Here is a 19,251-nt window from a genome sequence, read left to right as displayed (position 1 = left end):
TCGCAGGAGGGATCACGTGCCCGCCGCGCCCGTGGACCGCAGGAAGCGGGTGCCCCATTCGCGGAGCCGGTCGGACAGTTCGGGCGGGTGGACGACCTCGAAGTCCGCCCCGGTGGCGCCGAGCGCGAACACCGGCCAGTCCATGCTGTCCACGCTCATCCGCAGACGGCAGCGCTCCGGGTCCAGGGGTTCGACCGTCGCCCACCAGCCGAGGCGCTTGCGGACCGTCTCAACGGGCGCGTGCACGATGATCTCGACGGAGTGCTGGGTGGTCAGCGTGTCGATGCCCGCGCGGACGAACGCGGCGGCGTCCTCGGCGGGCAGCTCGCGCGGGCGGAAGCGGTCCCGCGTGCCGCGCGGGTCGCTCAGCCGGTCGAGGCGGAAGCTGCGCCAGTCGTGCCGGGTGAGGTCGTAGGCCACGAGGTACCAGCGGCGGCCGAGCGGGACCAGCCGGTGCGGCTCGACGTGCCGTTCGCTCGCCTCGCCCGCCCGCGCGGTGTAGGTGAAGCGCAGGCGCTCCTCGTCCCGGCACGCCTGGGCCACGGTGGTGAGCGTCCCCGCGTCGACGGTCGGGCCCGCGCCCCATACGGTGGGCAGCGTGGCCGCGCGCAGGGCCTCGATGCGGTTGCGCAGGCGGGGCGGCATGACCTGCACGACCTTGGTCAGCGCGCGCACGGAGGACTCCTCGATGCCCGCGATCGCCCCCTGCGCGGCCAGGCGCAGGCCGACGGCCAGCGCCACGGCCTCCTCGTCGTCCACCAGCAGCGGGGGCAGCGCGGCGCCGGGGGCGAGCTGGTAGCCGCCGTCCACCCCGCGGTGGGCCTCGACGGGATAGCCGAGCTCACGCAGCCGGTCCACGTCGCGGCGCAGCGTGCGGACCGAGACGCCGAGCCGGTCGGCGAGCTCGGAGCCCGGCCAGTAGCGGTGGGTCTGGAGCAGGGACAGCAGCCGCAGCGTGCGCGAGCTCGTGTTGGCCATGCCCTCAAGCCTGCCGCACATTGCGGTCCGAATGTGACCGCTATCCCCCGGGCGTAGATGACCCGGTTTGTTAACAATGTGACTGTTGTGATGCGGGCCTCTTGACCGGTCTGGTGTGATTCGGCAAGCATGATCCGCCCCCCACCCCTGGTCACGGAAGGAAATCGGCGTGCGCCGCCGCATTCGAGCTGCCGGTACTCTCTTGACGCTCCTCCTGGCCGGCGCCGCCCTCTCGCAGGCCGCCCCGGCCGGCGCCGGAACCCTGGACACCCGCACGGCCCAGGCCAGGCGCACGGCGGAATGCCAGGGCGACTGGCTGCCCTCCACCCCGACCTCCACCCAGGTCATGTCGGGCGAGGTGCAGTTCCTCGACCTCCCGCCCGTGAAGATCGGCGAGAGGATCAACTGGAAGTGGAGCCCCTACAAGAACCGCTCCTGGGACATGGTCTTCGCCTCGCTGCGCTGGGTGGGCAGGCTGGTCGCCGACTACGAGACCTCCGGCGAGCAGGCCTACCTCGACCGCGCCACCGAGCTGATCAAGAGCTGGGTCGAGAGCAACCCGCGCGGCGGCCGGGGCGCCAGCGCCTACGCCTGGGACGAGCACCCCGTCGCGCTGCGCGCCCCCGTGCTGGTCTGCCTGAGCAAGCACGTCAAGGCGTCCTGGCTCACCGGCAGCCTCGTCGACCACGCCCGGGTGCTGGCCGACCCCGCCCTGTACCAGAAGGGCCACAACCACGGCCTGGACCAGGACATCGCCCTGCTGCGCATCGGCTGCCGCACCGGCCACAAGGAGTGGGCCGACCTCGCGGTGCGCCGCATGACCGGGTCGGTGAAGCTCGACATCGACTCCCAGGGCGCGCTCCAGGAGCAGGCGCCCCGGTACGGCATCTACGTCCACGAACGCCTCAAGGTGGGCATGGAGGCCATCAAGGACTGCGGCCGCCAGGTGCCCGCCGAGATCGAGAAGCGCTGGGACTCCCTTCAGGGCTACATCTCGCACGCCACCGAGCCCAGCGGGTTCATGACCCCGATCGGCGACGGCGGCGCGGACGTCAGGCCGTCGGGCTACGCGCGCCCGTCCAAGACCGTGCAGATCTTCAAGGCCGGGTACGTCTTCGGCCGCACGGCGTGGGACGACCCGGCGTCGGCCTACTACTCGATCCGCTTCGGCCCCGCCCTGAAGTTCCACGGCCACGAGGACCACATGGGCGTCACCTACTACGCGCAGGGCCGCGACGTGCTGGTGGAGGCCGGGTTCCACTCCTACGAGAACACGGCGTACCGCTACTGGACGATGTCCCCCGAGGCGCACAACGTGCCGGTGGTCGAGGGCAGGCCGTTCCGCGGGCGCACGCCGACCGCGCTGGTCCGCTCGTCCGTCGGCAAGGAGCGGCAGTCCTACACGCTGACCGACAAGGCCTACGGCGTGAGCCGCAAGAGGACCGTGCTGGTCAACCACGGCGACGACCTGCTGGCCGTGCTCGACACCGTCCCCGCGGGCACGCGGGCGCGCGGCTACTGGCACCTGGACCCCGCGCTGACCCCGGTGTCCACGGGCGGCGGGCGCGTGGTGGTGAAGGACAAGACGGGCTGGAAGGCCACGGTCGTGCAGCTCGCGATGCCGTCGTGCGCCCCGGTGTCCGGCCAGACGCTGGCGCGCGGCCGGACGAACCCCTACCAGGGCTGGATCTCCCCGTCCTACATGAAGCGGGTGCCCGCCACGGTGATCGTGTCCCCGCCCGCGACCTCGCTGCTCACCGTCGTCGTCCCCGGCGCCGGCGACCCCGAGGTCACCTGCTCGGGCACCCACGTCAAGGTCTCCACCTCCGGCGGCGCGGTCTCGTTCCGCGCCGCGGCCGGCAACCTGTCCTAGGAGCCACGGAGACGGTCACGCTGGTCGGCGCGCAGGCTGGTCAGCGTGACCGTGACCAGGACCACGACGATGACCCCGAGCGAGGCGAGGGTGGGGATCTCGGGGACCTGGGGCCAGACGCCGTGCGCCCAGTGCAGGACGAGCTTGATCCCGATGAAGGCGAGGATCAGGGCCAGCCCGTGGTTGAGGTGCCGGAGCCTGGTGAGGGCCCCCCGCAGCACGAAGTACAGCGCGCGCAGGCCGAGCAGGGCGAAGGCGTTGGTGGTGAAGACGATGAAGGGATCCTCGGTCACGCCGTAGACCGCCGGCACCGAGTCGACGGCGAAGACGATGTCCGTGGCGAACACGGCCACGACGGCGAGCGCCAGCGGGGTCAGCGCGTACCGGCCGCCCTCCCGCACGACGAGCCGCGACCCCCGGTAGTCGTCGGTGACCGGCATGACGCGGCGCAGCAGCCGGGTGGAGCGCATGGCGGAGACGTCCGTCTCCTGCTCATGGCCGCGCAGCGCGCTCCTGAAGACCTTCACGGCGGTCACGACGAGGATCGCGCCGAACAGCAGGAAGGCCCAGGTGCCGCTGCGCAGCGCCGCCGCGCCGAGCGCGATGAAGACGGCGCGCAGCAGCAGCGCGCCGACGATGCCGTACAGCAGCACGCGCTGGGCCAGCGCCGCCGGGACCGCGAAGGCCGCCAGCAGGAGCATGAACACGAACAGGTTGTCCACCGACAGGGACTTCTCCACCACGTAGCCGGTGAAGAACTCCACGGCCGCGGTGGATCCGAACCACGCCCACAGGAAGATGCCGAACGTCAGCGGCAGGGCCAGGTAGAAGACCGACCAGCCGACCGCCTCGCGCATCCGCACCTCGTGCGGGCGCCGGGTCACCAGGAAGTCGAGCAGGAGCAGCACCGCCAGGACCGCCACGGTGATCGCCCACATGCGGGGCGAGCCGACCGTTTCCGGACCGGCGGCGAACAGAGCCGTCGTACCGGGCATGGAACCTCCTCGAACGCCAAGTCGTTCGAGGTCTCCTTCACCCGGCGCACGCGGGCGGCCGCCCGGGGACCCTCTCGCAGGTCCGTACTGACCGGGATCGGCACTTGGGAAGTACTCCCCTCGTGTTGCCTCCACGTTAGATCACTCGGCCCGCGCCCTCTACCCCGGGACCGCCGCGGACCGGGCCGGCCGGCCCGATCCCCGGCATGCGCCGCCGCGCGTCAGAGGGTGTGGCCCGCCCTGAGCAGGCCGAACGTCACCGCCTGCTCCAGCGCCTGCCAGGACGCCTCGATGATGTTCTCGTCCACGCCGACCGTGGCCCACTCGCCCGCCGCGTCGCTGGAGGCGATGAGCACGCGCGTGACGGCGTCGGTGCCGTGGGTGCCCTCCAGGATGCGGACCTTGAAGTCGATCAGCTCGACCTCGGCCAGCTCGGGGTAGAGCTTCTCCAGCGCCAGCCGCACGGCGCGGTCCAGGGCGTTGACGGGGCCGTTGCCCTCGCCGGTCGCGACGATGCGCTCGCCCTTGGCGTGCAGCTTGACCGTGGCCTCGCTCACCACGTCGCCGCCTGGCCGCCGTTCGACGATCACGCGCCAGGACTCGACGCTGAAGTGCCGCCTGCGCTCGCCGGTGACCGTGTCGCGCAGCAGCAGCTCGAAGGAGGCGTCGGCGGCCTCGAAGGTGTGGCCCCGGGCCTCCAGCTCCTTGACCCGCTCGACCAGCTCGCGGGACTGCTGGCCGGTGAGGTCGTAGCCGAGCGCCTTGCCCTTCAGCTCGACCGACGCCCGGCCCGCCATGTCCGAGACGAGCATGCGCATGTCGTTGCCGACCTGGCCCGGGTCGATGTGCTGGTACAGGTTCGGGTCCACCTTGATCGCGCTGGCGTGCAGGCCGGCCTTGTGCGCGAACGCCGAGACGCCGACGTAGGGCTGGTGGGAGTTCGGGGTGACGTTGGTCACCTCGCTGATCGCGTGCGCGATGCGGGTCATCTCGGCGAGCGACTGCTCGGGCACCAGGTCGAACCCGCGCTTGAGCTGGAGGTTCGCCACGACCGTGAACAAGTTGGCGTTGCCGGAGCGCTCGCCGTACCCGTTGGCGCACCCCTGGACGTGGGTGGCGCCCGCCTTGACGGCGGCCAGCGAGTTGGCCACCGCGCAGCCGGTGTCGTCGTGGCAGTGGATGCCGACCCGGGCGCCCGTGCTCACCGCCTCGTGGACGACCTCGGCCAGCTCGTCGGGCAGCATGCCGCCGTTGGTGTCGCACAGGGCGACCACCGAGGCGCCCGCCTCGGCGGCGGTGCGCAGGACCTCCAGCGCGTACGCTGGGTTGGACTTGTATCCGTCGAAGAAGTGCTCGGCGTCGAGGAAGACTCGCTGTCCCTCCGCACGAAGGTGAGAGACCGTGTCGCGGATCATCGCGAGGTTCTCCTGGAGAGTCGTGCGGAGGGCCAGCTCCACGTGCCGGTCGTGACTCTTGGCGACAAGGGTCACGACCGGCGCGCCGGATTCGCGCAGCGCGGCCACCAATGGGTCGTCGGCGGCCTTCACTCCTGCCCGGCGGGTCGCGCCGAACGCGGCGAGCTGCGCGTGCTTCAGGCCGAGCTCTGTTCGAGCCCGCCGGAAGAATTCGGTGTCCTTGGGGTTGGCCCCGGGCCAGCCTCCCTCGATGAAGCCGACGCCGAGATCGTCGAGCTGACGGGCGATGGCGAGCTTGTCCGTGACGGTCAGGGACAGCCCCTCTTGTTGCGCGCCGTCGCGCAGCGTCGTGTCGTAGACGTGGAATCGGTCGTCGGCCATGATTTCGTCTCCTTCGCGGATGCGATCGTTCGCCGCGCGCGGACCCTGGGGCGGGGAGGTCTGGACCCAAACAAAAAGACCCCTCACGGACGTGAGAGGTCTGCGCGCCGGCGAAGTCCCTGTATGTCAGCCGGCGCGCCTGCCGATAATGAGCAGACCGTAGAACATGGTGCCTCGCAGTCTGCCACATCCCACCACCATGTGGCACATCGGTCTCACCATCTGGGAGCCGTGGCGGCCGGAAGGGGCTCCCCACCTGCCCGGACACACGAGAAGGACCCGGCCGCGGCCCGGCCGGGTCCTTCGGGACGAGGTCGTCAGCAGATCTTGTGGACCCAGCCGTGCGGGTCGGGGCGGGTGCCGTACTGGATGCCCATCAGCTCGTCGCGCAGGCGGAGGGTGACCGGGCCGGGAGCGCCGTCCCCGATGGTCCAGCCGCCCTCGACGCCCTTGACCGAGCCGACGGGGGTGATCACGGCGGCGGTGCCGCACGCGAAGACCTCGGTCAGCTCGCCGGAGGCGCAGGCCTCCCGCCACTCGTCGATGCTGATCTTGCGCTCCTCGGCGGCGAGCCCGAGGTCGGCGGCCAGGGTGAGCAGGGAGTCGCGGGTGATGCCGGCGAGCAGCGTGCCGGTGAGGTCGGGGGTGACCAGACGGTCGCCGAAGACGAAGAACAGGTTCATGCCGCCCATCTCTTCGACGTAGCGGTGCTCGAAGGCGTCCAGCCACACGACCTGGTCACAGCCGTTCTCGACGGCCTGCCGCTGGGCGACGAAGGCGGCGGCGTAGTTGCCCCCGCACTTGGCGAAGCCGGTGCCGCCGGGGGCCGCGCGGGTGTAGTCCTGCGAGAGCCACACCGAGACCGGCTTGACCCCGCCGGCGAAGTACGCGGCGGCGGGCGAGCCGATCACCATGAAGCGGTAGCTCTTCGAAGGATAGTTGACCCCGAGGCCGACCTGGGTGGCGATCATGAACGGACGCAGGTAGAGGCTGTGGCCCTCGGTGGACGGCACCCAGTCGCGGTCGGTCTGCACCAGGAGCTCCAGCGCCTCGACGAACGTCTCCTCGGGCACTTCCGGCATGGCCATGCGCCGGGCGGAGATGTTGAAGCGGGAGGCGTTGGCGTACGGGCGGAAGGCGACGATCGATCCGTTCTCCTGCCGGTAGGCCTTGAGGCCCTCGAACAGCTCCTGGGCGTAGTGGAACACCGAGGTCGCCGGATCGAGGGTGAGCGGCCCGTACGCCGTGAGCCGGCCGTCGTGCCACCCCTGGCCCTCGGTGTAGTCGATGCTGACCATGTGATCGGTGAAGGTCTGCCCGAACCCCGGCGCGGCCAGTACCCGCTCGCGCTCGGCCGGGGTACGAGCGGCGTGGGACTGCTGCACGTCGAAGCTGAGCTTGGGAGCGGTGGTCATGTCGAAGATCCTTCTCTTTTCTGTGGTCTCGCCTGCATCCATTGTGCGACTGACCGGGTAACGGGAAACTACTGCATCATTTGGACACACGGGAGTGTGTCCCCGGGGACTTCGACGCGGACGGTGGGGGTCGGGCGGCCCGAAGACGCGAAAACGCGCATGGCGGCCCGTCCGGGGGCCGCCATGCGCGTCGTTCGGCGTCGGGGGCGGCCCCTAGCCGGTTACTCGTGCGGTGATGTCGTCGCCGATCTCGCGGGTCGAGCGCTGCGCCCAGGCCGTCTGGCGTCCGATGAGGTCGTCGGCGACGGCCTGCTCGACGCGGGCGGCCTCCTCGGTCAGGCCGAGGTGGTCCAGGAGCATGGCGACGGAGAGGATGGTCGCGGTCGGGTCGGCCTTGCCCTGGCCCGCGATGTCGGGCGCGCTGCCGTGGACCGGCTCGAACATGCTGGGCGCCCAGGACTCCGAGCCCTTCGGCGACGGGTTGACGTTCCCGCTGGCGGCCAGGCCGATGCCGCCCGCGATGGCGGCGCCGAGGTCGGTGAGGATGTCGCCGAACAGGTTGTCGGTGACGACCACGTCGAAGCGCTGCGGCTGGGTGACGAAGAACATGGAGGCGGCGTCCATGTGGCAGTAGTCGGTCGTGACCTCGGGGTACTCGGCCGACACCCGCTCGACCACGCGCGACCACAGGTCGCCCGCGTAGGTGAGGACGTTGGTCTTGTGGACCAGGGTGAGCTTCTTGCGCGGCCTCGCCACCGCCTTGTCGAAGGCGTAGCGCACGACGCGCTCGACGCCGTAGGCGGTGTTGAGGCTCTCCTGCGTGGCGATCTCCTGGGCGGTGCCGCGCCGCATGATGCCGCCCGCGCCCGCGTACGGACCCTCGGTGCCCTCGCGGACGACGATCATGTCGATGTCCTCGGGGCGGGCCGCGGCGAGCGGGGTCTCGACCCCCGGGAAGAGCTTGACCGGGCGCAGGTTGACGTAGTGGTCGAGCTCGAAGCGGAGCTTGAGCAGCAGCTCGCGCTCGAGGACGCCGGGCGGCACGCTCGGGTCTCCGACCGCGCCGAGCAGGATCGCGTCGAACCCGCGCAGCTCGGCGAGGGTCTCGTCGGGCAGGGTCTCACCGGTGGCGTTGTAGCGCGCGGCGCCGAGGTCGTAGGTGGTGGTCTCCAGCTTGAGGCCGACCGCGTCCAGGACCTTCAGCCCCTCGGCGACGACTTCACGGCCGATGCCGTCCCCGGGGATGACAGCCAGACGGATGTTGAGAGAATCCCGCATGCAGGTACCTTACCGGGCGGTCTCGGAGGTCGAACACGGCGTCTCACGTAACGGACAGCCGGTCGGCGGGAAGGCGGTCACCCGAGCGGCGCCTGGGCGACGGCGCGCTCGAAGACGAGATCGCGGGCCCTGGTGAGGCCGACGGCCATCGCGCCGAGCAGCACGGCGTCGGTGCCGAGCGTCGAAGCCTTGATCATGGGGACGCGCAGGGCCACCAGGTCGCCCAGGAACTCGGTGACCGGCCCGATCAGCATGTCGCCCGCCTGGACGCCGATGCCGCCGCCGAGCACCACCAGCTCCGGGTCCAGCACGGCGATGATGCCGGCCAGGGCGTGCGCGATGTGGTCGGCCTCGGCGGCGACGACCTCGCGCGCTGCCTCGTCCCCGGCGCGCGCGGCGTCGAACACGTCCTTGGCGCTGCTCACCCCGCGCATGCCGAGACGGCCGGCGAGCGCCACGACGCCGTCGGCGGAGGCCACCGACTCCAGCATTCCCCTGCCCCGGTTCACCAGCGGATCGCCCTCGCCGACCGGGAGATAGGAGATCTCGCCGGCCGCCCCCTGGCACCCGCGGTACAGCTTGCCGTCGATCATGATGCCCATGCCGATGCCCGTGCCAATCCAGACCAGGGCGAAATGGGCGATGCCCTGGCCGAGGCCGTACGCCCCCTCGCCCACGGCGGCGAGGTCGACGTCGTTCTCCACGAGGTAGGGCGCGTCGCCGGCGACGCCCTCGAACAGGCCGATCGACCCCGGCCGGTCCCAGCCGGGCAGGTTCGGGGCGAGCTGCAGCGAGGAGGTGCCCTTGTCGTGGACGCCGGGGGTGCCGAAGACGGTGAGGGTGATGTCGGCGAGCGCGACGCCGGCCTCGTCGGCGAGGGTGTGCGCCAGCCCGGCCAGCCAGGCGACGAGCTCGCGGGGCGACTCGCCGCCCTTGCGGTGTTCGTCCTTGCGGGCGGCGATGTCGCCCACCAGGTCGGCGATGGCCACCCGGACGAACTCCCTGCCGATGTCGACGGCGAGGACGTACCCCGCCTGGGGCCGGATCTCGTACAGCAGGGCGGCGCGCCCGGCGTTACCGGTGCGCAGGCCGACCGGGCGCACCAGGCGCGCGCGTTCGAGGTCGGCCAGGGCCATGGAGATGGTCGGTTTGGACAGCCCCGTGGCCTGGGCCAGCTCGGGCCTGGAGACCTTGCCGCGTTTGAAGATCTCCGCGAAGACCGCGCGCTCGTTCATGACGCGTAGCACCGCTGTCGTGCTGGCCGTGCCGCCGATAGTCACCACGTCCCCCAGACTCGCACATCATCGGCCCAGGCAAGGTCGCGAACAAAGTCCGCGGCAGGCCCGCGGAGGGGCGCGTAAGGGATCCGGCGTGCGCAAGTACGCCTGATCGCCCGGAACGGACACGCCATCGTCCCTCGAGATCCCGCACTCCGCGAGAACCTCCGCGTGGTGGCCGCCCTCTCCCCTCACGGCGCGCGCTCGCCGTGACCGCGTGTGGCGGGGACTCAGGGACGTCCCAGGGCCGTCAGTAGGCGGCGGAGGCGCCGCCGTTGTCGCGGCGGTCCAGCGCGGTCTGGACGGCGCGCGGGGCCTCGTCCTCGTGGTGCTGCTGCTCTTCCGGGGCGTCCCAGGGATACATCTCGTACATTTTTCTCTCATTCGCTGAGAGCACGCGCGCCGGGCGCGTGCGATGGTCGGGAACGTTCGGATTCCGGTCGCGAATCCGGACCGGGGCTCCTTCCCGTCCGGGTCACGGATCAGGAGGGGGACTCACAGCCGACCAACGCCGCACACCGCGGCGGGTCGCCGGCCTGCCCTTGATCAGGCCCCGCCGCGGCAGGTAATGAGTACGAGAACCTGGCGCGTCATCGCCTTCCAGGCTACCTGGTGACGAGAGCGCTGTCTCGCAGGACGGCCGACCATCTTACTATGTGAGATGTCCGGGCATGACGAGGCCCGCCACCGGAGCGGCGGCGGGCCTGGTGCGCGGGTAGGTCAGTCGCCCAGGTCGACCGTGCGGCCGCCCTCGGCGCCGATCTCCTGCGCGATCTGGTCGGTGACCTCGGCGGAGATGGCCGTGTCGACGGTGAGCGCGATGAGCGCCTTGCCGCCCTTGGCGTCCCGCGAGACCTGCATCGAGGCGATGTTGACCGAGCGCTCGCCGAGAATCCTGCCGACGATGCCCACGATGCCGGGGCGGTCGGCGTAGGTGAAGAACGCCAGGTGGTCGGTCGGCTCGATCTCCATCTGGTAGCCGTTGACCTCGACGATCTTGGTGATCTGGCGCGGCCCGGACAGCGTGCCCGACACCGAGACCGTGCGGCCGTCGGCCAGCACGCCCCTGACGGTGAGCACGTTGCGCCAGTCGGGGCTCTCGTCGCTGGTGACCAGCTCGACCGTGACGCCGCGGTCCTTGGCCAGGAGCGGGGCGTTGACGTAGGTGACGGCGTCCTCGACGACGTCGGTGAACACGCCCTTGAGCGCGGCCAGCTCCAGCACCCGGACGTCCTGGGAGGCGATCTCGCCGCGGACCTCGACGTCCAGGCGGGTCGCGACCTCGCCGGCCAGCGCCGTGAAGACCCGGCCGAGCTTCTCGGCCAGCGGCAGGCCCGGCTTGACGTCCTCGGCGACGGCGCCGCCCTGGACGTTCACCGCGTCCGGCACGAACTCGCCGCCGAGGGCCAGCTTGACGCTGCGCGCGACCTGGGTGCCGGCCTTCTCCTGCGCCTCGTGCGTGGAGGCGCCGAGGTGCGGGGTCACCACGATGGCGTCCAGCTCGAACAGCGGGCTGTCGGTGACGGGCTCCTTGGAGAACACGTCGATGCCGGCGCCGGCGACCCGGCCCTCCTTGACCGCGGAGTACAGCGCGGCCTCGTCCACGATGCCGCCGCGGGCGACGTTGATGATGCGGACCGAGGGCTTGACCGTGTGCAGCTCGCGGTCGCCGATGAGACCGATGGTCTCCTTGGACTTGGGGAGGTGGACGGTGATGAAGTCCGCCTGCTTCAGCAGTTCCTCGAGGGACACCAGCCGCACGCCCATCTGCGCGGCCCGGGCGGGCTGCAGGTAGGGGTCGTAGGCGATCAGCTCGACGCCGAACGGCGCGAGGCGCTGGGCCACGAGCTGCCCGATCCGGCCGAGGCCGAGGACGCCGACGACCTTCCCGTCGAGCTCGACGCCGGTGTACTTGGAGCGCTTCCACTCCCCTCCCTTCAGCGCGGCGTGCCCCTGGGCCACGTTGCGGGCGCTGGCCAGGATCAGGGCGACGGTGTGCTCGGCGGCGCTGACGATGTTGGAGGTGGGCGCGTTCACGACCATGACGCCGGCCTTGGTGGCGGCCTCGACGTCGACGTTGTCCAGGCCGACCCCGGCGCGGGCGATGACCCTCAGCCGCGGCGCGTGGGACAGCGCCTCGGCGTCCACCTGGGTGGCACTGCGGACGATGAGGGCGTCCACTTCGGCGAGGGCGGGAAGGAACTGCGAGCGGTCGGCGCCGTCGGTGTGACGGACCTCGAAGTCCGCCCCGAGCACGGCGAGACCTGCTTCGGAGAGCTCCTCTGCGACCAACACGACGGGCTTGTTCACGGGTGGGTCCTTTGGGAAGTGCGGATGCACGGACAAGGTTCGAGTCTATCCGTGCTTGTGAAAGCTCTCACGAGCGTCCGCCATCCGAGACGCCGGACCGGGGTTATCAACCCGCCGGGCGGGGTACCCACCTGTTGGGCATTCCACCCCCATGCCGCCATCTTGGTATTGATCGCAACATTTCTTGACGATTAGGCTCATTAGCCGTGCCCTACTACCTATCGTGTGTCGTATGAGCATCGGGAACCCCTCTCTCGGAGAAGTGCTCGCACAGCACGGCAGCCCGCACCGGCTTCTGGCGGCGCTCGCCGAGTGGGGCATCCTGGTCGCCGTACGGCCTGACCGCTCCGTCGTCCTCGGCACGACGCAGGCGGGAGAGCGCGTCCTGCTCGGCTACACCGGCCCGGGCACCTACGCGCGGCACCGCGGCAACCACTCGCTGTCGGCCTGCGACGCCGACACCATCCTGGACATCCAGCGCGTCACGGGCGTGCGCGAGATCGTCATCGACGCCGCGGGGCCCGCCGCCGCCGCCGTCCCGATCGAGGATGTGCAGCGGTACCTCGCCTCCACCCGCGGCGGGCGGAACACCACCGCCGCGCCCGCGATGTCCAGCGCCACCCCGACGGCGTACGCCACCGGCGCCATGGCGACGGTCACCCAGCAGACGACGACGCAGGGCTCCTACGACCGCGACTCCTACAGCCGGGATTCCTACGGCCGGGACTCCTACGCCGGGAACGGCTTCGGCCGTGATTCCTACCGGGGCGAGGAGACGCTGACCGCCCCCGTGCCGAACGGCGCGCCCGAGGCCCCGTCCGCGCCGTGGATCCCCGCCCCCCGGCCCCACCTGTCGGGGCCGATGCAGCAGGTCGATCCCGGGTACAAGCGGTGCGAGCACCCGATCCTGCCGGCGCTGCGCTTCGCGATCGCCGATCTGCTCCGCGACTTCCCGCTGGTCCACCACGTGTGGATCTCCGAGGCCCGCACGGTGTCCGGCTCTTCGGGGATCATGCTGCACGTCAAGGTCCACACCAGGGCCGCCGAGGACATGGTCAGGGACCTGCACCGCATGGTCCGCGCCCGCCTGCCGCAGCTCGCCGCGAGCGAGGCGCCCGTCCTGATGGCCCGCGTCGCCGACGCCTACACCGAGCGCCGGATGATCGAGCTGGCCGCCCACGTCGTCTGCGCCGACGTCCGCGACCACTGACTTATCGGGTTGCCGCCGGCCCGCCCGGTCGGCTAGGAAGCTTGCGTGCTAAAAGGCAGCAAAGTCGGGCTCAGGGCTCGGCACGAGGACGACATCCCGATCCTGGAGGCCGAGCTCCACGACGACGTGGTCACCACCTCGCGGGCCCTGGGCCGGCCGTGGCGGCCGATCACGCCCGGCTCGAAGGACTCGCAGTTCGCGGTGGACGACAAGGAGCAGCGGGACATCGCCTTCTCCGTGGTGGAGCTGGACGGCGGCACGCTGGCCGGCGTCGCGTCGCTGTGGGGCGTCGACGACCACAACCGGTCCGCGCACGTCGGGCTGGGACTGCGGCCGTCGGCCCGCGGCAAGGGCTACGGCAGCGACGTGGTCGCGGTGCTGTGCCACTACGGTTTCGTCGTGCGGGGCCTGCGGCGGCTGCAGGTCGAGACGCTGTCGGACAACGCCGCGATGCTGCGCTCGGCCGAGCGCAACGGCTTCGTCCGCGAGGGCGTGCTGCGCTCCTCGGTCTGGGTGATGGGCGAGTTCCTGGACCAGGTGCTGCTGGGCCTCCTCGTCCAGGACTGGCAGCCGGCCCGGAAGTCCTGAAGCCAAGGGCCGGCCTTGCCCGCGCCGGAAATATGGATCTATTGCGGGGCGTGGGGTTCAGGGGCTGGCGGGGCCGGGGAGGGGTGGGCTGTAATGACGCAATGGTCCCTCCCCCTGAGGCGCCGGTGGCGGACGGCGTCTCGCGTGGCGTCCGGCTCGGCTACGGCGTCGGATCGTTCTGCACGGCCACCTTCACCACCGTCCCCGGCCTCCTGCTGCTGTTCTACCTGACGAACATCCTCGCGGTGCCCGCGTGGCTGGCCGGGTTGATCGTCTTCGCCCCCAAGGCGTGGGACCTGTTCGCCAACCCGCTGGTCGGCCAGTGGTCGGACCGCACGGTCTCCCGCTGGGGGCCGCGCCGCCCCTGGATGCTGGCCGGCGCGCTGATCCTCCCGGTGAGCTTCGCGCTCACCTTCGCCGGCCCGCCGCTGAAGGGCGTGCCCGCCGCCCTGTTCGTCGGGGTGTTCTTCCTGCTCGCGGCCACCGGGTACGCGCTGTACGAGGTGCCGTACAAGGCGATGCCCGCCGAGATGACCGAGGACTACCACGAGCGCACGTCCCTGCTGCAGTGGCGCATGATCTTCATCGCGCTCGCGGTGGCCCTGAGCGGCATCATCGCCCCCGAGATCGCCGCGCACTCCCTGGACGGCTACCGGGTGATGGGCATCGTCTGCGGCGCGGTCCTGCTGGCCGCCATGCTGGCGTCGTTCCTCGGGACGGCCAGGGCGCCGTTCACCGGAAGCGCGGAACCGGAGGCCGGTCTGCGCGCCCAGCTCGCCGCGGCCAGGGACAGCCGCCCGTTCCTGTGGCTGCTCGGCCTGTCGTGCGCGCAGACCCTGGCCGCCGGGGTCATGCTCGCGGCGGCCCCGTACTTCGCCGCCTACATCGCCGAGGACACCTCGGCCACCAGCACGTTGTTCGCGGCGCTCGTCGGCCCGATGCTCGTCACGATGCCGCTGTGGGTGTGGATCGCCCGCAGGATGGACAAGCGCGGCGCGATGCTGCTCTCGGGCGTGCTGTTCATGGGCGGGGCGCTGCTGACCGTGCTGACCCCGCTGCTCGGCATGGTGTACGCGCACGCCATGATCGTGATCGTCGGCGTGGGGTACGCCGGGCTCCAGCTCCTGCAGTTCTCCATGCTGGCCGACGTGATCGCCCACGACTCCGCCGTGAGCGGCAAGCGCAGGGGCGGCGTCTTCACCGGCCTGTGGACCGCCGCCGAGAACGTGGTCACCGCCCTCGGCGCCCTGGTGGTCGGCGCCGGGCTGGCGATGGGCGGGTTCGTCTCCTCCGACCCCGAGAACCCCGTCACCCAGCCCGGCGGCGCGGTGACCGCCGTCCTGCTCGTGCAGACCGTCGTCCCCGCGCTCATCACCTTCGCCGGCGTCCTGATGACGCTGAAGTACCGCCTGACCGCCGCCCACCTGGCCTCGGCGACCCCGCGGACGACCTGACGTCACTCCATGCGGCGCGCCAACGGGATCCGCGTCCGCGAGAGCAGCCCCGCGACGAGCGCGGCGACCGCGGGAAGCAGCACCACCAGCGCGACGATGGACGGCCACGGGATCACCACGACCGGCACGGGCAGCCGGGAGATGGAGCTGCGCGACAGCCAGACGTCGTATCCGGGGAACACGTTCATCTGCCAGGTCGTGGCGATGCCCGGCACGAGCCCGACCAGGGCCCCGAGGGTGACGCCCGTGGCCGCGACGAACCACGCCTGACCGGCCGTGACCAGGCGTCGCAGCCGGGGCGGCGCCCCCACCGCGCCGAGCGTGGCGACGTCGGGCCGCGCGTCGGCGGCGGCGAGCCCGGTCGCGGCGAAGGTGCCGCCGAGGACGAGGATGACGGCGGCCCCGATCAGCACCAGGAACGGGATCCAGTCGCGCCGCGGGCCCTGCTCCAGGGTGATGTAGGCGAGTGAGGTGACCGCTGCCACCTGGCGCGCGATCCGCGCCTCCTCCTCGGAGGTCACCTGGTGAACCGCGGGGTCGACGACCAGCTCCGCCGGGCGCGCGCCGAGTTTCAGCGTGGCGGCCAGGGAGAGCGGCAGCAGCGCGTCGGCGGGCGGCCTGCGCTCGGGGTTCACGGTCACCGCCGGAACCCGCACCTGCCGCGCGGAGGTGCGCCCCACGGCGTCGCTATCCGTGATGCTCAGCGTGGCCTTACCGTCCCGGGCGAGCGCGGCGAGCAGCACGGCCTTCCCGTCCGCCAGCGCGGCGGCCGACGCCGGGTCGTCCCGGCCCACCAGATACCGCAGGACGTCGGCGCCGCCGATCATGACGTCGCCGGTCGGGCGGTCGCACAGCCCCGGATCACCGCCTTGGCCGGCACAGGCGCCCGGAGGTTCGACCACGGCCACGTTCCTGGAGCGGCCCGCCTCGATGGAATGGCGGTAGACCAGCGCGGTCGGCACTCCGGGCAGCGCCTGTGCGACGGCGGCCCGCACGAGCGGCATCTCCGCGCCCGTGCCGCTCAGGCCCTGGACCACCAGGGATCCGCGTGTCCAGCTCGGACTGTACTGGCGGGCCTCGCGCTCCGCCTCGCTCGCGGAGATGATCGACACCGCGACCAGCCCCGCCGTCGCGGCCAGCACCGCCGCCACGGCCGGCGCCGTGCGGCCCCTGTTGCGCGCGGCGTCGCGTCCGGCGAGCTTGAACGGCAGCGGCAGGCATGCGGTGACGCGGGCGACGGCCCCGACCAGCATCGGCGTCATGGCCACCAGGCCGAGCATCGCGAGCAGGGATCCGCCGATGACGCCGAGGTAGGTCGTGGCCCAGACGCCGGGCGACTCGCGGGAGCCGGTGACCAAGAAGGCTCCCTGCCTGGTGCCACCGATGGTGAGCGCCAGGCCGAGCACCGTCATGACCACGCCGGCCAGCGGCCACCCCTTGCGGGCGGCCACGACGCCGCGCCGTCCGGCCAGGACGGCCACGACGTCGGCGCGCGCGGCCTGGCGCGCCGGCACCACGGCGGCCAGCAGCGCGCTGACCAGCCCGAGCGCGGCCACGGCCGCGACCAGGACCCACGGCACCTCGAACGGCCCTGAGGAGGGGGTGAGCGCGGTCCCCAGCCCCATCGCGAGCGTCGCCCAGGCCAGGCCCAGCCCGCCGAGCACGCCGAGCACCGCGGCGAGGCCGCCGAGCACGAGGCCGTCGGCGAGGACCACCCGGCGGAGCTGCGCCTCCGACGCGCCCTGGGCGGCGATCAGGGCGAGCTCCCGGCGGCGCCGCCGTATCCCGACCGCGAAGGCCGGCCCCGCCAGCAGGACGACCTCGAGCACGATCATCATCACGCTCATCCCGATCAGCAGCACCTGGAGGCCGGCCCGGGGCTCGGGCGCCGCGCCGGACTCCAGGGCCTCGGGGGAGGGGTTCATGACCAGCGCGCGCGAGACGACGACCGACCCCCGGGCATTGAACCGCTTCACGTCGTCCCAGGTCACGGGCCTCGGTGTGTCGACGAGCCACTCGGTCGCCGGCCCGCGGAGCGCCAGCCGGCCGCCGGGCAGGCCCACCACGAGGCCCTCGCGAACCGCTTGAGGCGCGGTGACGGTGCCGACCACCCGGTACGTACGCGTGTTCCCCAGCAGGGTGAGGGCCGATCCGACCGTGACTCCGTGGGCGGCGAAGTCGGGCGAGACCACCACCTCGTCCGTGGCGCCCGGCAGCCGGCCCTCGCCGACGACGAACATGCCCCGGGTGATCGGCTCACGCAGGTCGAGCTCGTTGACCGAGGCGTCCCCCATCCATCGGCCGCTCTGGTAGTACTCGGCCGAGCTGGTCCATGGGACGACCTCGCTGCCCGCGGGCAGCAGGCCCGCGATCTCCTCCGCCGTCCACGGCCGCGCGGGCACCGGCTCCTTCCCCGGCTCCCCGGAGGCGAGACTCGTGATGTAGGTGCCGCTGTAGTCCTGCTCGACACCCTCCTCGTTCGACCACGTGTTGGTCTGGATCAGCGCGTCGGCCGACCCGAGCCGAGCCGTCAGGCCCTCCTGGGGAGAGATGTCGAACGTGACGAGCAGGGTCAGCATCGCCGTGATCGCCAGGACGGGCAGGCCGATCATGGCCACCACCAGCGAGCTCCTGCCCTTGGCACGCCAGGCGCCCCGGCGCGAGATCCGCAGCGCGGCGCGCGCCCCGCTCATCTCGCCCCTCCGGAACGCGTACGGAGCTCGTCCGCGCCCTCGTCCGTGCGGTCGGCGACGGCGCCGTCCCTCAGGAAGATCACCTTGTCGGCCCAGGCGGCGTGGCGGGGCTCGTGGGTGACCAGCAGCACCGCCGCGCCCGCGTCGCACCGCGCCCTGAGCAGGGCGAGGATCTCCTCCCCCGCGGCCGTGTCGAGCGCGCCGGTCGGCTCGTCGGCGAGCAGCAGCCTGCGCTCCCCCACCAGGGCGCGCGCGATGGCCACCCGCTGCCGCTGCCCGCCGGACAGCTCGTCGGGGAACCGGCCGCCGGCCCCGGGGACCCCGACCTCGTCCAGGACCTCCCTGGCCTCCCGCCGTGCCTGGCGGGCCGCGACGCCGTCCAGCTCGCGCGGGAGCATGACGTTCTCCTCGGCCGTCAGCGACGGGATCAGGTTGAGGTCCTGGAAGACGTACCCGACGTGCCGGCGGCGCAGCCTGGCCAGCGCCTTGGCCGACAGCGTCCCGAGCTCGGCGCCCTCGACGGCGACCGTGCCCGAGGTGGGCCGGTCGAGCCCTCCGGCGATGTTCAGCAATGTCGACTTGCCCGACCCCGAAGGGCCCATGACGGCCACGAGCTCGCCCGCGGCCACTTCTAAGCTCACGCCGTCCAGGGCGCGAACCGCCTGTGGACCCTCCCCGTGCACGCGGGTCACCTCGGCGAGCCGCACCACACGCTCACTCATCATCACTCGTCTCCTGAGAAGTCCTGCCGTTGGACGTGGGGCGGCCCGATGTCCGCCCTGAGGACGGCGGCGGCTCGGCGAGCACGGCCTCGCAGTGGTCCAGCCAGCGCTGCTCCGCCTCCGCCTGGAAGATCATGGAGTCGAGCACGAGCCGCTGCGCCGCCCCGGACTGCGCCCGCTTGGCGCGGTTCAGCTCCTGGAGCGCGCGCATGGTCGCGGTGCGCTGTGCCCGGACCACCCGCCGCACGTCGACCTCCCGCGCGGTGACGGCCATGGCGAGCTTGATCACCAGCTCGTCCCGTGGCCGGTCGGCCTGCGCGATGGGGGTGCCGAACCATCGCCGCAGCTCGGCCCGGCCCTCCTCCGTGATGGCGTAGACGACACGCCCCTGCTCGTCCTGCTCCCCGGGCGCCACCAGCCCGTCCCGCTCCATGCGCGACAACGTCGTGTAGACCTGGCCGATGTTCAGTGGCCAGGTCGCCCCTGTGGACGCCTCGAACTCAGCCCGAAGCTGATACCCGTACCGCGGCCCCTGCGTCAGAAGAGCCAGCAGACCATGACGGACCGACATGAATACTGAGTATGCATACTCGGTATGCTCCGCACAACCCACATCCCGGTTCTGTCGGAGCCGGACTGACGGCCGCTCGCAACGGGCGGGA

15 protein-coding genes are annotated in these 19,251 nt (G+C 71.9%); 4 read left to right on the top strand and 11 right to left on the bottom strand.

All coding sequences use genetic code 11. From position 1 onward, the window contains the following. Positions 1-12: 12 nt before the first annotated feature. Entirely contained in the window at positions 13-978 is a 966-nt protein-coding gene (locus BJ981_RS17655; RefSeq protein ID WP_184612421.1) for a helix-turn-helix transcriptional regulator, read from the bottom strand. A 202-nt stretch (positions 979-1,180) separates the two neighbouring features. Between BJ981_RS17655 and BJ981_RS17650 the strand changes: the two genes are divergently transcribed. Further along, positions 1,181-2,851, top strand: a complete 1,671-nt coding sequence (locus tag BJ981_RS17650) for a heparinase II/III domain-containing protein (protein WP_239139207.1) — start codon at positions 1,181-1,183, stop codon at positions 2,849-2,851. Here the strand turns inward: BJ981_RS17650 and BJ981_RS17645 are convergent. The 7 genes from BJ981_RS17645 to serA all read right to left on the bottom strand — a co-directional run bounded on the left by BJ981_RS17645 (position 2,848) and on the right by serA (position 11,922). Beyond that, positions 2,848-3,846 (bottom strand): TerC/Alx family metal homeostasis membrane protein, encoded by a 999-nt coding sequence (locus BJ981_RS17645; RefSeq protein WP_184612420.1) that lies wholly within the window; start codon positions 3,844-3,846, stop codon positions 2,848-2,850. The two genes, BJ981_RS17650 and BJ981_RS17645, sit on opposite strands and share 4 nt — an antisense overlap. 221 nt (positions 3,847-4,067) lie before the next feature. Continuing rightward, positions 4,068-5,642, bottom strand: coding sequence for a citramalate synthase (gene cimA / locus BJ981_RS17640; protein ID WP_184612419.1), 1,575 nt, complete (start codon positions 5,640-5,642; stop codon positions 4,068-4,070). A 317-nt stretch (positions 5,643-5,959) separates the two neighbouring features. Next, complete coding sequence (locus tag BJ981_RS17635) at positions 5,960-7,057, bottom strand: branched-chain amino acid aminotransferase (RefSeq protein WP_184612418.1); 1,098 nt, start codon at positions 7,055-7,057, stop codon at positions 5,960-5,962. A gap of 213 nt (positions 7,058-7,270) precedes the next feature. Next, entirely contained in the window at positions 7,271-8,335 is a 1,065-nt protein-coding gene (locus tag BJ981_RS17630) for a 3-isopropylmalate dehydrogenase (RefSeq protein WP_184612417.1), read from the bottom strand. Between the two features lie 77 nt (positions 8,336-8,412). Next, on the bottom strand, positions 8,413-9,345 hold the full coding sequence (locus BJ981_RS17625) for an ROK family protein (protein ID WP_372436904.1): 933 nt from the start codon (positions 9,343-9,345) through the stop codon (positions 8,413-8,415). Between the two features lie 517 nt (positions 9,346-9,862). Further along, entirely contained in the window at positions 9,863-9,985 is a 123-nt protein-coding gene (locus tag BJ981_RS38250) for a hypothetical protein (RefSeq protein ID WP_260324659.1), read from the bottom strand. 347 nt (positions 9,986-10,332) lie between these two features. Then, positions 10,333-11,922 (bottom strand): phosphoglycerate dehydrogenase, encoded by a 1,590-nt coding sequence (serA, locus tag BJ981_RS17620; protein WP_184612415.1) that lies wholly within the window; start codon positions 11,920-11,922, stop codon positions 10,333-10,335. 232 nt (positions 11,923-12,154) lie between these two features. On the opposite strand from serA, the gene BJ981_RS17615 reads away from it, so the two are divergent. The 3 genes from BJ981_RS17615 (at position 12,155) to BJ981_RS17605 (ending at position 15,174) form a co-directional block, all read left to right on the top strand. Then, positions 12,155-13,132, top strand: coding sequence for a hypothetical protein (locus BJ981_RS17615; protein ID WP_184612414.1), 978 nt, complete (start codon positions 12,155-12,157; stop codon positions 13,130-13,132). 45 nt (positions 13,133-13,177) lie between these two features. Beyond that, positions 13,178-13,720 (top strand): GNAT family N-acetyltransferase, encoded by a 543-nt coding sequence (locus BJ981_RS17610; RefSeq protein WP_184612413.1) that lies wholly within the window; start codon positions 13,178-13,180, stop codon positions 13,718-13,720. 101 nt (positions 13,721-13,821) lie between these two features. Next, a complete protein-coding gene (locus BJ981_RS17605; protein ID WP_184612412.1) occupies positions 13,822-15,174 on the top strand; it encodes an MFS transporter in 1,353 nt (450 codons plus the stop codon). 2 nt (positions 15,175-15,176) lie between these two features. On the opposite strand, the gene BJ981_RS17600 is transcribed toward BJ981_RS17605, so the two are convergent. The 3 genes from BJ981_RS17600 to BJ981_RS17590 are packed head-to-tail and all read right to left on the bottom strand — an operon-like array spanning position 15,177 to position 19,160. Continuing rightward, positions 15,177-17,867, bottom strand: a complete 2,691-nt coding sequence (locus BJ981_RS17600; RefSeq protein ID WP_184612411.1) for an FtsX-like permease family protein — start codon at positions 17,865-17,867, stop codon at positions 15,177-15,179. Then, the gene (locus tag BJ981_RS17595; protein ID WP_307837816.1) at positions 17,864-18,592 is read right to left on the bottom strand and encodes an ABC transporter ATP-binding protein; all 729 of its coding nucleotides are present in this window, start codon (positions 18,590-18,592) and stop codon (positions 17,864-17,866) included. Before BJ981_RS17595 ends, BJ981_RS17600 begins: the two co-directional genes overlap by 4 nt. Continuing rightward, positions 18,582-19,160: a PadR family transcriptional regulator gene (locus tag BJ981_RS17590; RefSeq protein ID WP_184612410.1), complete on the bottom strand. Its 579-nt coding sequence runs from the start codon at positions 19,158-19,160 to the stop codon at positions 18,582-18,584. Before BJ981_RS17590 ends, BJ981_RS17595 begins: the two co-directional genes overlap by 11 nt. Between the last annotated feature and the right edge of the window lie 91 nt (positions 19,161-19,251).

Origin of the sequence: Sphaerisporangium krabiense (assembly GCF_014200435.1) — a bacterium.
Taxonomy (GTDB): Bacteria; Actinomycetota; Actinomycetes; order Streptosporangiales; family Streptosporangiaceae; genus Sphaerisporangium; species Sphaerisporangium krabiense.
This window is presented reverse-complemented; position numbering and strand designations above follow the sequence as displayed.

Excerpts from the sequence above, each read along its gene's own strand:
- BJ981_RS17655 (WP_184612421.1), bottom strand. The coding sequence starts at position 978 with ATGGCCAACACGAGCTCGCGCACGCTGCGGCTGCTGTCCCTGCTCCAG.
- BJ981_RS17645 (WP_184612420.1), bottom strand. The coding sequence starts at position 3,846 with ATGCCCGGTACGACGGCTCTGTTCGCCGCCGGTCCGGAAACGGTCGGC.
- cimA (WP_184612419.1), bottom strand. The coding sequence starts at position 5,642 with ATGGCCGACGACCGATTCCACGTCTACGACACGACGCTGCGCGACGGC.
- BJ981_RS17635 (WP_184612418.1), bottom strand. The coding sequence starts at position 7,057 with ATGACCACCGCTCCCAAGCTCAGCTTCGACGTGCAGCAGTCCCACGCC.
- BJ981_RS17630 (WP_184612417.1), bottom strand. The coding sequence starts at position 8,335 with ATGCGGGATTCTCTCAACATCCGTCTGGCTGTCATCCCCGGGGACGGC.
- BJ981_RS38250 (WP_260324659.1), bottom strand. The coding sequence starts at position 9,985 with ATGTACGAGATGTATCCCTGGGACGCCCCGGAAGAGCAGCAGCACCAC.
- BJ981_RS17615 (WP_184612414.1), top strand. The coding sequence starts at position 12,155 with ATGAGCATCGGGAACCCCTCTCTCGGAGAAGTGCTCGCACAGCACGGC.
- BJ981_RS17605 (WP_184612412.1), top strand. The coding sequence starts at position 13,822 with ATGGTCCCTCCCCCTGAGGCGCCGGTGGCGGACGGCGTCTCGCGTGGC.
- BJ981_RS17600 (WP_184612411.1), bottom strand. The coding sequence starts at position 17,867 with ATGAGCGGGGCGCGCGCCGCGCTGCGGATCTCGCGCCGGGGCGCCTGG.
- BJ981_RS17595 (WP_307837816.1), bottom strand. The coding sequence starts at position 18,592 with ATGATGAGTGAGCGTGTGGTGCGGCTCGCCGAGGTGACCCGCGTGCAC.
- BJ981_RS17590 (WP_184612410.1), bottom strand. The coding sequence starts at position 19,160 with ATGTCGGTCCGTCATGGTCTGCTGGCTCTTCTGACGCAGGGGCCGCGG.